Below are 13,211 nucleotides of genomic sequence, written 5' to 3' on the forward strand. Positions count from 1 at the left end.
GAGTGATACTATGATAAGAGAAACAACAAGATACAATATCAAAAAGGCACACAATATGGGGTACGGCATTCTGCCAAACGGCGAGCTGTTTAATCTCGACAGCATAAGCACCAAGCTCAACAACAATATGGCTGTACTCGGCGCATCTGGTGCAGGAAAAACAAGAAGCGTAGTCATTCCTAATATTCTTGCAGCCTGCGGCAGCTATATCATTTCCGACCCGAAGGGCAGCCTGTATAAGAAATATGGCGATCATATGAGGCGCTGCGGCTATAAGGTCGTTCACCTTGACCTTATACACCCCGAATACTCTGACAAATACAATCCGCTAAACTATATCCGCAATACCGATGATGTGATGAAGCTTGCTTCGCAGATAGTCCTGCTCGGCTTTGGCGGCAAGACTGCAAGGGACGATCCGTTCTGGGAGAAGGCTTCCGAGCTACTCATATCCTCTCTGATAGGCTATATTATGGAGGGCGGCGATGAGATAGAGGGCTCTGTTCACGGCATAGCCGAGCTTCTTGCAAAGATAGACCCAAACGTATATGAAAACGACGGCAGATGTGCGATAGACTCAATATTTGAAATGCACCTCAGAGACTACCGCTCACGCACAGGCGAAACGAGCTGGGCTTACATGCAGTATGAGAAGTTCAAGTCAACAGCACCGCGTACCTTTGGCTGTGTTATCATAACGCTGCAATCAATGATAAACGCATTTGATTCGCTGGGAATGAGGGCTATGACCTCGGGGGAGTGTGAGCTTGATCTCAGAAGAATAGGCGAAGAAAAGACCGCAGTGTTTTTAAGCATAAGTGACACAGACCGCTCTAAGGACACGATAGCGAACATCTTTTACAGCCAGGCTATGAACGAGCTTTGTGATTACGCAGACGAGGAATGCGAGGACAGCCGTTTGCCCGTTCCCGTGAGATTTATTCTTGACGATTTCGGCACAAACTGCCGCATACACGGCTTTGAGAATATGATCTCAAATATCCGTTCAAGGGGCATCTCGGCAATACTTATCCTGCAATCGGAATCACAGCTCGCAGAGGGCTACGGCGAGAGCAGCCACACTATTCTTGACAACTGCGACACGATAGTTTATATGGGCGGCAACGATGTTGAAACAGCCCGTATGATCTCCGAGCGAAGCAACCAGCCGCTGCATAAGGTGCTTAATATGCCGCTGTGTACAAACTGGATATTCCGCAGGGGCTCGGAGCCTAAGTTTTCAAACACAGTCGATCTGTCGGAGTATCACATACAGAGCAGGCACTTTGACAAGGCATAAACATAAGAGTAACAACAACCCGTTAATCAAATGAGAGGATGATGAATTATGTTCAGAAGAAAAGACAAGGCTATGGTAGAAATGATCAACAAGGCATACGTGAGCGAGAGCATAAAATGGAGGGGCGTTTTCAGGGTAGCGCAAAGCGTCAAGTGCAATAGCTTATTCTATTTCGGCAAAGACGGTGATGTGATCATCGCACAGTTTTCTAAAACAGCTGACGGCAAGCAGCGGGAAGAGTTCTCTTACCGCACATCAGCAAAATCGTCAGCCGAGCTGCCGGTATTCTCTGTTTCAAATCACGGCACATACGCAAGAATACTTGATGACAATAATTTCTTCTCCCTTCCGAAGGAGTTCCGAAATATGATGTTCTCATACCGCAGCGCAGCCGAAAGAAAGCGTATGGGTATTGGAACGCCGACAGATGATGATTATTTGCCGGTAAAAAGGAATGGAAGAAAAAGTCCGTTATTTGATTGATCGTTTTCATCAAATACATTGTAAGGGAGCCGGTCGGTCGTGAGTCCGGCTCTCTTTTATGTTTATGCTAACTTGTTTTATTGGGCCAATCCTAAATCGATATTATGGCCTTCCGGTTCCTCAATCATATTGGTGAGGATATTTGCTGCCTCTGCATCGGCATCGGTCAGGTAGTGCAGATATTTCTGCGTAGTTTCGATTTCGGAGTGCCCGAGCCTTGCCTGTACCTGTCTGATATTTACACCGCCGTATAGCAGGAGCGTTGCCGATGTGTGACGTAGGCTGTGGAGATTATCAGAATACTACTTCAGCATCAACTGTACCGAATTTGGTACTGCTGGGCATATAATCTGAACTGTCCATAATTTGTTACATCACAATTTGAGATATATGGTATAATAGATGTGAAAAGAAACACCAAAACATCAAGGAGAGTGATATAATGAGGACAACTATGGGCGAAAAGATAAAGGACCTGCGAGTGGAGCGGCACATGACAACAAAGCAGCTTGCACAGGCAACGGGCATATCCGAGGCGGTGCTTAACGGCTTGGAAAATGACACGGGCAGAGATGTAGGGTACAGTCGTATCATAGAGCTTGCAAGGTTCTTCGATGTGCCGAGTGACTATCTGCTTGGGTTTACCGAAAGTAGAATCACCAAGAATATAGAACTGAAAGAACTGGGGCTTACCGACAAGGCTATCAAGGTTCTGCTTGAAAAGAAGCAGGACAATGAGCTTTTGAGTCAACTCATAGAGCACAGCGAATTCAGCAACCTTATCAATGCTATTGATATTTATGTTAAGCAGCTTGCCACAAAGTCGATAAATACAATAAATAACCTCACTGCGGTGGTGCAGCGAGGTGTGGAGAATTATGCGGCTGGTACTGGTATGACCGATGAATATGGCAAGGCGATGAAATACATAAATGAAACGAAGATCAACGAGGACGAGTTTTTGAGGTATCGTATTACCGAGCGTTTTAATCAGATACTTCGTGATGTTTATGATGACAATGCCGACAAGGTGAGTGAGGATATACCTTCTACGATAAAGAGCACAAATGAAATGGCAGAGTGCATGGTAGGTGTGCTGGATATGGTGAAGGTGGGAGAGGTGGAGCTTGATAGTCCTATGGATGCCGTTGAGTTGATGATGGAGAGGATGGGGGTGAGGGAGGAACAACTCATAGGTGGGTTAGATGTTTTAAGAGTGTTTTTGGATGAGGTGGAGGAACAAAAACATAATCGGAGAATAGATGAGAGCATCTAACAATACAAATGATGCACAATTAATGGTCGACTTTGAAAAAAGATTAGTGTGAAAAATGTGGTTTTTAATATTTATTGACTGTTAAATAAAAGTGTGTTATAATGAATAAAATAGATTAATTGGAGTGCTTTATGGATTTAGGACAAGTATTTACCTCGCCAATAGTTGCGAGATATATGGTTTCTTTATTAAATGTTAGTAAATCTTCTTCTATCTTAGATCCTTGTTTTGGTAATGGCGCTTTTATAAACGCCTGTTTGGATGAGGGATATACTAATATTACTGGGTATGAAATTGATAATCATTTATACAATAGTGTAAAACAAGTTCAACCTAGATTAAAACTTTATAATAGCGATTATTTGCAAGCTGATGAAGCAAAAAAGTTTGATGCAATTCTTATGAATCCGCCATATATTCGTCACGAGAAGATAGACGAACTATCATATATTGGAATTTCAAAAAAAACACTGCGTTTGAATCCTATTTTTTTAGAATTGCCGACAACTGCAAATATGTATATGTATTTTATAATAAAAGCACTTCAAATGCTCAATATAGATGGAAACCTTGTTGTGATTTTTCCAAGTAGTTGGCTTAATGCACGTTCTGGAAAGTCTTTTGAGCAACTAATCAGCAAACAAGCTACTATAGAGAAACAAATACATATATCTGGAGAAGTTTTTCAAAAGAGTGCACTTGTTGATGTCGTTATTCTTTGCATAAAAAAGACAATAGAAAAATCTGATAGAGAAATAATACACCTTAACCTATCAGATGATGTTATAACACCTCGAATAATTCAAAGGTCAACCAAAAAACTAATAGCAACTCCTGTTCCGTTTCATATATATGCTAATGTGAGAAGAGGTTTGACAACTGGTGCAAACGATATATTTATAAATCCCCCTCTCAAACATAATAATGAATATTTAATTAGCATTGTTTCAAGCCCTAAGTCAATTATTGGCTTTTCTACCACAGCAGCGATAACAGATCATCTATTATGGCTTCATGGTGAAAAAAAGAAATTCCCGAAGAGTGTGCAAGAATACTTATCTCAATGTAAAAAAATGATAATTAGCACTCAAAAGCCTAAAACACTCTATTTAAAAATACAACAACATTATTCATGGTATGAGTTATCTGACATTGATTCAGACGGAATATTGTTTAGCTATTTTGTTCGTAACGATATGAAGTTTATTATGAACACAACCAATGTATTGGCAAGAGATAATTTTTATATCATAAAGCCACAAATAGACAGGCATTTATTGTTTGCTCTTTTGAATAATTACTACACATTCTATCAGTTAGAGAGAATGGGGAAGAAATATGGTGCGGGATTATTAAAGTTACAAAGGTACGATATTGAAAAAATACTATTTCCAGATATAGCTAGCATATCTTCTTCTGATAAAGAACATTTAATCAATCTCTCAAAACACATGATAGATAATAATGAAGACATGATTGCTCAAATTACACTGATTATATCAAGGTATATGAATTGTAATTATAAAGAAATATGTGAGGATTATGCTTTAATTAAACAACAACGATTGGAGGATAAATAATGTCAATAAAGGTAGTAAGCCTGTTTTCTGGTGGAGGCGGTTTGGATTTAGGCTTTAAAAAAGCTGGCTATGATATTATTTGGGCAGTAGATAACAACCCCAATGCTGTTGAAACATATCGTGCAAATCTTGGCAATCATATTATTTGTGAAGATATTACAAAAATTGATCCCTCAACCATTCCTCACGCTGATGTTGTAATAGGTGGGCCGCCATGTCAATCTTTTTCTCTTGCAGGAAAACGCAATGTGGAAGACGAACGTGGACAATTGGTTTGGCAGTACATCAGAATAATTGACAGCATAAAGCCTAAAGCTTTTTTATTTGAGAATGTTCCAGGATTATTATCTGCTAAGAATTCTAATGGCGAAAGAATATTCACCCAGTTGAAACAATCGTTTGAGGAAATTGGATATACAGTAAATGCACAGCTTGTTAACGCAGCAGATTATGGTATTCCTCAAAAAAGATATAGAGTATTAATAGTTGGCACGTTTAACGGTAAAGTGTTTGTATTTCCTAAAGCGACTCATGGTGATGTATCTTTAGGATTAAAACCATATATTAGTGTAAAAGAAGCAATTGGAGATTTACCTTCAGCTTCTGTAAATGAGAATGCTCGGTTAAAACATGAGATTGCGCCATTTTCCAGTTACCAAAAACGAATGCGAGATACCGATTCCGTAACAGAGCATTTCATTCCTAAAATGAGCGATTTAGATAAATATATTATATCCCATGTAAAACCAGGCGGAAATTATATGGATATTCCTTCAGATGTTCCGTCTCAAAGAATCCGCCGTTTACAGCGTGACGGTGGGCATACTACTTGTTATGGTAGAATGCTTCCGGATGAGCCTTCATATACAATAAACACATACTTTAACCGACCAAATGTAGGTTGCAATATACATTATGCCGAGGATCGGCTCATTACTGTTAGGGAAGCACTACGATTGCAATCGTTCCCGGATTCTTTTGTAATTGTTTCATCAAGCAAACAAGGGAGAAATCTTATAGTTGGAAATGCTGTTCCGCCATTGCTTGCAGAAATTATGGCAAATGAATTAAAAAAATACATAAAGGAGGAATACATTATGGGCATTAAGTATTCTGATTCCGAAGTAAATGTCTTTCATCCGTTGTGCGAGCAAGCACTTAATGCAGCTTTGCAAAAGCTGAAGCTTCAGAAGAAATATAAAGTGATTCATCATCAGTATACGGGTAGTCTTGAAATGGATTTCTGCATACAGAATCAAGCAACAAAAAAATATCTCTGTGTAATTGAAGTTAAGCGCACTCCTGCTGATGTTCACAGTTCGAGATACCAATTCCAAGCGTTGTCTTATGTTCAGAGCAATGAAGGAAATAATGAAAAGCCGTTCTACATATTGACAAATCTTGAATATGCATTTACTTTCAGATATGATAAAAACCGTCCTCGTGTATTCCAGCAGATGCTAAAGCCCGGCTTGACTTCTATCTGCACATTTGGTTCTATGACGGATCAAGATATTGTTGATAAACTTACTGATTATTTCGCAAAGACAATAAACAGTTTTACTAAAGATAGCTATGATTATTTAGTAACCCTTGATGAGTTTGCAAAGCACATGGAGCAAATCAAAAATAGCCCTAAACTATGGAAAAGCCATCTTGCTGTACTGCTTTATGAATACATTAGAGGAGCATTCACATACATTAACCGTAACGATTTGAAAGACATCCGGCTATTCAATGGTGATGTTAAAAGAATTTGTGATGAAGCAGTAAGAATCAACTTCAAAGATATTTTCACCTATGATCCCAATGAATTTGAATCAAAAGTTACTATTAACGGCAACATACTAGCTGATTTATTTGACTTTGGCTCTCAAAACATTAATGGTGACTCTGTTGCTGGCGTCTTACACCAAATTGTTTCCTATGGGCAAGAGCATAATGGCGAAGTGCCAACTGACCTTGAGCTTGGAACATTGGTTGCCGAACTGGCTAAGAGCATTAGCGGTGATTTAAGTGAGAATGAGAAGCTATGTGATCCCGCAGCAGGAAGCGGAAATCTAATCAGTTCTGCAATAGGCGTCTTCAATATATCCTCAAGCCAAATAGTAGTTAATGATATTAACAGCAAGCTTTTGGAATTACTATCATTAAGACTCGGCTTAGGCTTTCCAAAAACAATATGTAAAACAACATCTCCTACAATTGAATGCAAAAATATAGCGGATATTGACAGCTCTTTTTTTGCTGATGTTAAGGTTGTTGTTATGAATCCTCCTTTTGTGGGCGGAATATACTGCGTTGATCGCAAGCCCCCTCTCTATAAAAAGATACGGGAATTAACAAAAGCTACTCCCATTTCCGATGTCGGTCAAATGCCGTTAGAGGGAGTATTCCTTGAATTAATCACTCATTTAGTGCCAAAGGGAACTACCATAGCGTGTATTATATCAAAAACTCATTTGATGGGTAGAGGTCCGGAATCACAGGCGATACGGAGAATCATACTTAACAAGTTTGGGCTAAGAATCGTTTTCACTTACCCAGGCAAGGAGATTTTTGATAAGGTTACGAAAGATACTTGTGTGATAGTTGGTAAAGCTATGACACCAAGTGAGTCGGTCAATATCTATTCGAGTTATGATAAAGTTCCCGATATAGATACACATACTTTTGCGGAATCCTTAAAAGTTTCTCTCACTGAATCGTTCAAACCAATAATGGCTGGAATACTTGCAAAATCAGTGCAGGCTGAACAACTCGAACAATGTATTGCAGACGGTTGGCGAGAATTAAACAGCGAGATGATTGAGGCAATCGAGTTTACAGACAGACATCTGTATTCATTAGCACAATTAGTCAAGCTTGGCGATTTAAAAATTCCAATCAAAAGAGGAACTGCCGGTAATAATGGTGGAAGCGATTTATTATTCTTTGATTCAAACACAGCTTTATTTAATAAGCACAAGACATCAGTCTCTATTGGAGTTGCAATGAGAAATGCTTATTATGACTCGTTAGATATAGGCTTAGGTGATTCCAAGTTTTTAGTTGAGTCAAAATCATCAGCACAGGCTATTGATGATGTGTTGACGGATTTTTTAGCAATTCCGCTTAAGCCAGGTAAGCAGCCTAAGAAATCAAAAAGTAAAGCTGATTTGATGGCTATTCTAAAAAAAGAGGGAGCTAATATTTTCAAGGGAAATGCGGTATTAATCCCCAGAGACATAAGAAAGAATGGAAAAATATACTACTCTAAAAGTCCTGTATATGTTTCGACTAATTTTATCGTATGTAATTTTGCTTCTCCTGACGCTGCCTTGCTTGTATCAACTTGGATGACTACAGTTTTCTATCAGCTTATTTGTGAAGTATCGTCAAAAGACCAAGAAGGCGCTCGTAAAATGGAAAAGAAGGATATTCTAACAACACTAATTCCTGATCTTAGTAAGGTATCTGACGATTTGGTCAAGGCAGTAAAAGCAGAAAAGGATAATATTACTTTCTTAGATTTGCAAAACCCTGTAATTAGGAAAATTGACAGGATATGGGCAAAGGAGCTATTTGGCAAGGAGGCAGATATAAGACTTAATGAAGCGGTACGGTTGCTTGAATTTTTAGCAAGGAAGCGAAATTCATAATTAATATTGATATCAGCATTAAAAATTGATAAAATGTATGTTTTAACAGTCTTACAGAAATAATTATCATTATGCGAATAAGTAAATGATGAGTTTGAAGTTTTTTAGGAGGTTAAGTTTATGTATGGTTATTCACAAACAAAGCACAAGGTCTTTATAAGTTTTTATCACCATGATGATCAGCAGTATAAAAACTACATAGATCGCAATCTAAGTGGAAACATAATCAATAAATCTGTAATGCCAGGCGAATATGATCCTGATGACAGTGATGAATATATAAAGCGACTTATTCGTGAAGATAAAATCAGTGATTCATCCGTTATAGTTGTTTTAGTTGGAAATAACACCAAAAATCGCAAGCACGTTGATTGGGAAATATATGCTGGATTAAGAGCGAGTATCAATGGTAATGCAGGTTTAATTGGTATCATGTTGCCTTCCGTAAAAAAATCTATCGCCGGAAAATACTATTCTGATGATATCCCCGCAAGATTAGCGGATAACTTAGTATCCAAATATGCGACCTTATATGAGTGGGATTATGCTATACATCACTTTGATTCTATCATAGAAGAAGCGTTTCAATCAAGAATATCAAAAAGGAACTTGATTAATAACTCTCGTCCACAAATGAAGTATAATCGATAATATTGGTGATAGATATGTCTGGTGTAACAAAAAGTATCTACAAACGGGATATTATTGAAATATGCAAAATGTGGAATCAGCAGCTAAAAACTATTAAAAAAATTCTTCCACAATACTATTCAAAAGAAGATATAATTGCTCTAATAAAGCGCTTTTACCCTCATGAATGGAACTCTGTTCAATTTAAATATGAATATTACACGATCAAAGATAGGCATCTGAAAAGAATAAAAGGTAGAACTCGATACAACATGGATATTCCTGAAAAACTAATTGAACAATCTCAAGTGTTTAAAAGGATTACTTCGTTAATAAGTAAAAAAGCATACTCTCAAAGATTTAATCAGGCTAATGCTGATCATAATTACCAGCAACTTTGGAATAATAGGAAGCCCAAAATCGAAAGAATAAATGACAAAATAGAAAAGGCGAAATTAAAAACTCAGCAGGTAACTCCTGATTTTTTAGATCAATTAATCGGGCTATATGAACGTAAGAATACCACACAGAAGGATAGAATGTATATTCTTTTAGAATTAAAGAAATACTATAATTCCAAAATCATAAATTTCTTTTTCAAATTGAATGATACAGAAATAAACAGACAATTAAGAGAGACGGCGTTTTACCATTTACAGAGCTTTAATTATCAACCAAGACTTAGGCGGCAAAAATATATGCAGGTTCGTACACAAAACAAAAAGAAAAAAGCATATCTAAAAAGGGATTACGCTTTTCAAACATCTAAAATTCCTCTTAATCCTGATGAACTTGAGTATCGTATAAATAATTCTCCAGAACAGAATATAAAAAGCTATGATTACTTCATTTCTCATAGTAGCAAAGATAGTAAATTGGTTCAAAAATTAATTATTCACTTGAATTCACAAGGAAAAAATGTTTATTGTGATTGGATAAGCGATTCTGATTATTTGAAACGTAACCTTGTTAGAGAAGCAACGTTGAAGGTAATCGAAAAAAGGTTAGAGCAGTCAAAAGCGATATTATTTGTCAATTCCAAACATTCTACAGAATCGGTTTGGTGTAAATATGAACTGAATTATTTCTCAGAGACAAGTAAACCAATTTATCAAATCTGCGTATCTGATTTAGAAAATGGCACATATATTATCAATCGGTTGACAGATAAGTGGTTTTATGACAAAGAATACAAAGCACTCACTTTGCTGAATAGCACAAGTGAATAATCATATCGAAAGGTAAGGTACAGATTATGAAATTTGGCGATTTTTTCAGAAAATGGGGATTAAACAGCATAAAGCTCAATCTCAAGTTTGCTGAACTTGAATTTTCTCCCACTGAAGATGATCAAACGGCTGCTTGGGATATGTATGTTGAATTAATAACACGAATAACAACACAGCCGTTAGCTCAAGACGAGGGTGATGAAGCTACTGCATTAGATAGTGTATATAGTATTTTCGGAATCACACGAGAGATACTGAAAAACAAAGGCAGAAATGCAGGGGAATTCACAAAAATAGCAATTGTTGTATTAAATCAGATTATTAGACCATTCACAGCCAAATGGCATAGAAAAAAGCTGGAGGGTGCATTTGAAAACTCAGCGGAGTGTTTGACGTTCAGAAGCGAATTAAGCGATTTGCAAATAGAACTCATAAAATACACAAAGTTGTTAGCGGGATTAGCCAAGGTTGAAGATTTAACTGCAATAACAGATGTCGATGAGGATGCGTAAGGATAAACGGCTGCACCCGAAGGCACAGCCGCAAATAGTCCTATTCAATCTTCCCCAACATCTCTAACGCTATCTGCCCCCCTATCCTAAACCCATTCACAAACTCCTGCCTGTTGTTAATGCTAATAAGCTCGATCTGAGCACTCTGGTACTTGTCAAACAGCTCCCTGATCTGTGGGTAGGTGTTCAGCAGCTCCGTCTCGGCAGCGACAAGTGAGTCCATAGCCTTCTTATACTCCTCACAGGAATTGCTGTATGTACCGACGGGGAACAGGTCACCGTTATACATCTCTTCAATGATATTCATAGTAATTCTCCTTAAAAATAGATTCAGAGATGTCAGAGGTCTGTCCATTATTTGTCCTTAAAACACCCGCATTTCGCATCCTAAACAAACGTTTAGTAATTTCGCTCAAACGTCGCAAAATAGGCGTTTATGAAAAGATAGTCAAAAGTATATTTGTTTGATTTTGGGCAACTTCATATAACTTTGTTGACCAAAAGTTGTCCAAGACAGGATAAGGCAGTGGAATATATCGTAAACACATTTTCAATAAAAAGCCGACCATTTATTACCGGGTGAGAAAAATGGTCGGCTTGAATTATGTTGATTATATCAGAATCAGTTTTTGGGGCAGGAGAATTGCTATGATGTATTATAATTGCTAAACATGTTAAGTATATTACTTGATCGTACCAAACTTACTTACGCACATAACCCCATACCCTGCACACTTTACAATACATATCAGACAGAATACCCATACGCTCATTCCGGACAGATACATTCCGTTATGCGCCGAAGATGAAAAAGCATAGCTCATAACCTTTCCCTCAGCTATAAGCGCAGGGAAAACACAGGCTGCAAAGCTCAAAAAGAATGTAAACAGCATATTTTTTGTATAAACGGAAATAAGGCAGATAAATGCAGCACATACTGCAAATGAAAACGCTCGCATCAGGCTGCTGCGTACAAACAGACCGATAACTGTCATTTCCCCATATTCCTCACAGCCCAATATGCTTTGAAGAGGAGCAAAGGCGCTGTCAAGCCCGTATCGGGCTGCAAATGTGCATAACTCTGCTGTACTTATTATCAGAGAGAGCAAAAACATTACAACCATGCTGACCGATAGCTTTATTACGGCAAGACGTGTTTTTCCGCATTTCGTAGTACGGAGGATATCAGCCATTTTGCTGCTGTATTCATTGCAGAAAACAGGAGGGATAAGCAGCATCATAATCAGCACCGACAATAAATCATAGCGGCGATAGGAGTAAAGATCATACCAATCCGTATCATAGAAAAACTCTCCAGTACCGAGGCTGTCAAAGCTCTCACATTTCATTGCAAGATATTCAAGTGTCTGCTGCTCGGCGATTGCCTTGTTGTATTGCTTGTTGTGAGTTGCAAATTCATCAAGGTCTATCAGATTGGCATTGTACTGCTCCAAAAGCTGTTCATGCTCTGCAATTACATTGTTGACCTCATCAAGCCGAGTGAAGATCAATTCACGCTTTTGGGGGGTGTATTCTCCTGCAAGCTGCTCTGTATACTGCCTGTATACCAGCGTTGAATATGGGTGCTCATGATCTGCAGGCAGCAGCCCAAGAACTATTTCCAAAGCAATGGCTATAACGATAATTATAAGGCGTTTATGCAGCAGCTTTTTTGTTTCAAAATATATAAGCGTCACTGCCCACTCACCTGCCCGAACCTGAGCATATATACATCTTCAAGTGTCGGAGAAACGGAGACAGCGTTTTCAAACGGTTTGCTGCTCTGAACGATATGCAGCCTTGTTCCGCCCCCTGTCTTTATGATTGCAGAATTGGTATGTAACAGCGCATACTCATCAGCAAAGCCGTCCTCACATTCAAGCTCCCAGACACAGCCCTCGGCAGAGGAAATGACCTCTGCAAGTGTGCCGCTTTTAACAACTTTTCCTCCGTCAAGAAGTATCACATTATCCGATATACTCTCTATATCTGATACGATATGCGTAGCGATCAGCAACAGCTTTCCCCGACCGATACGGCTCAGGATATTGCGAAATCTCATTCTTTCCTTCGGGTCAAGCCCTGCGGTAGGCTCGTCAAAAACAAGAATATCGGGGCCGCCAAGAAGTGCCGCAGCTATACCGAGCCTGCGTTTCATCCCGCCCGAATACTCACCGCATTTTCGCTTTTTGTCATCAGTAAGGTTTACAAATTCAAGCAGCCTATCTATTTCATTATGGGCATTTTTTATGCCCTTTACAGCCGCAAAATATCTCATCATCTCCTCTCCCGTAAAAGAGGGGTAAAAGCCCATATCCTGCGGCATAAAGCCAAGCCTTGTGCGGTAATCGGCACCGAGAGAGAGTATCTCTCTGCCGTCAAGAGTGACACTTCCGCTTGTTTGCCAAAGCAGCCCGACTATTATATTCATAAGCGTACTTTTGCCTGCACCGTTTGGCCCGAGCAGGGCATATACACCGTTCCCGAGAGTTAGGTCTATCCCGTCAAGGGCAGTCTTGTTTTTATAGCGTTTTGTAAGCCTGTCTATTTTAAGCTCCAT

General features: G+C 38.8%; 11 protein-coding genes and 1 pseudogene. 8 read left to right on the forward strand and 4 right to left on the reverse strand.

What is annotated here, in order from left to right:
- Window positions 1-10: 10 nt before the first annotated feature.
- Together CD05_RS0115665 and CD05_RS0115670 are read left to right on the forward strand one after the other, a co-directional pair.
- Window positions 11-1,300, forward strand: a complete 1,290-nt coding sequence (locus tag CD05_RS0115665) for a VirD4-like conjugal transfer protein, CD1115 family (RefSeq protein WP_028511279.1) — start codon at window positions 11-13, stop codon at window positions 1,298-1,300.
- 48 nt (window positions 1,301-1,348) lie between these two features.
- Window positions 1,349-1,783 carry a hypothetical protein gene (locus tag CD05_RS0115670; protein WP_028511280.1) on the forward strand — a complete coding sequence of 145 codons (435 nt, stop codon included), beginning with the start codon at window positions 1,349-1,351 and terminating at the stop codon, window positions 1,781-1,783.
- Between the two features lie 77 nt (window positions 1,784-1,860).
- Here the strand turns inward: CD05_RS0115670 and CD05_RS21375 are convergent.
- Window positions 1,861-2,058: pseudogene (locus CD05_RS21375) on the reverse strand (tyrosine-type recombinase/integrase); the annotation flags it as partial.
- Between the two features lie 167 nt (window positions 2,059-2,225).
- On the opposite strand from CD05_RS21375, the gene CD05_RS20130 reads away from it, so the two are divergent.
- The 6 genes from CD05_RS20130 (at window position 2,226) to CD05_RS0115700 (ending at window position 10,651) form a co-directional block, all read left to right on the forward strand.
- On the forward strand, window positions 2,226-3,059 hold the full coding sequence (locus CD05_RS20130) for a helix-turn-helix transcriptional regulator (protein ID WP_051589073.1): 834 nt from the start codon (window positions 2,226-2,228) through the stop codon (window positions 3,057-3,059).
- Window positions 3,060-3,190: 131 nt separating this feature from the next.
- A complete protein-coding gene (locus CD05_RS0115680) occupies window positions 3,191-4,639 on the forward strand; it encodes an N-6 DNA methylase (RefSeq protein WP_028511281.1) in 1,449 nt (482 codons plus the stop codon).
- The gene (locus CD05_RS20420; protein WP_084262225.1) at window positions 4,639-8,280 is read left to right on the forward strand and encodes a BpuSI family type II restriction endonuclease; all 3,642 of its coding nucleotides are present in this window, start codon (window positions 4,639-4,641) and stop codon (window positions 8,278-8,280) included. Before CD05_RS0115680 ends, CD05_RS20420 begins: the two co-directional genes overlap by 1 nt.
- Window positions 8,281-8,400: 120 nt before the next feature.
- Complete coding sequence (locus tag CD05_RS0115690; RefSeq protein ID WP_028511282.1) at window positions 8,401-8,931, forward strand: TIR domain-containing protein; 531 nt, start codon at window positions 8,401-8,403, stop codon at window positions 8,929-8,931.
- A gap of 14 nt (window positions 8,932-8,945) precedes the next feature.
- Window positions 8,946-10,139, forward strand: a complete 1,194-nt coding sequence (locus CD05_RS0115695; RefSeq protein ID WP_028511283.1) for a toll/interleukin-1 receptor domain-containing protein — start codon at window positions 8,946-8,948, stop codon at window positions 10,137-10,139.
- A 26-nt stretch (window positions 10,140-10,165) separates the two neighbouring features.
- Complete coding sequence (locus CD05_RS0115700; protein ID WP_028511284.1) at window positions 10,166-10,651, forward strand: hypothetical protein; 486 nt, start codon at window positions 10,166-10,168, stop codon at window positions 10,649-10,651.
- Window positions 10,652-10,691: 40 nt separating this feature from the next.
- Here CD05_RS0115700 and CD05_RS0115705 read toward each other — a convergent pair whose 3' ends face one another.
- The 3 genes from CD05_RS0115705 to CD05_RS0115715 all read right to left on the reverse strand — a co-directional run bounded on the left by CD05_RS0115705 (window position 10,692) and on the right by CD05_RS0115715 (window position 13,211).
- The gene (locus tag CD05_RS0115705; protein WP_037323095.1) at window positions 10,692-10,958 is read right to left on the reverse strand and encodes a DUF6809 family protein; all 267 of its coding nucleotides are present in this window, start codon (window positions 10,956-10,958) and stop codon (window positions 10,692-10,694) included.
- A gap of 376 nt (window positions 10,959-11,334) precedes the next feature.
- Entirely contained in the window at window positions 11,335-12,348 is a 1,014-nt protein-coding gene (locus CD05_RS0115710; protein WP_028511286.1) for an ABC transporter permease, read from the reverse strand.
- A complete protein-coding gene (locus tag CD05_RS0115715; protein WP_028511287.1) occupies window positions 12,345-13,211 on the reverse strand; it encodes an ABC transporter ATP-binding protein in 867 nt (288 codons plus the stop codon). The genes CD05_RS0115710 and CD05_RS0115715 overlap by 4 nt, the downstream gene beginning before the upstream one ends.

This window comes from Ruminococcus sp. NK3A76, assembly GCF_000686125.1.
GTDB lineage: Bacteria > Bacillota > Clostridia > Oscillospirales > Ruminococcaceae > NK3A76.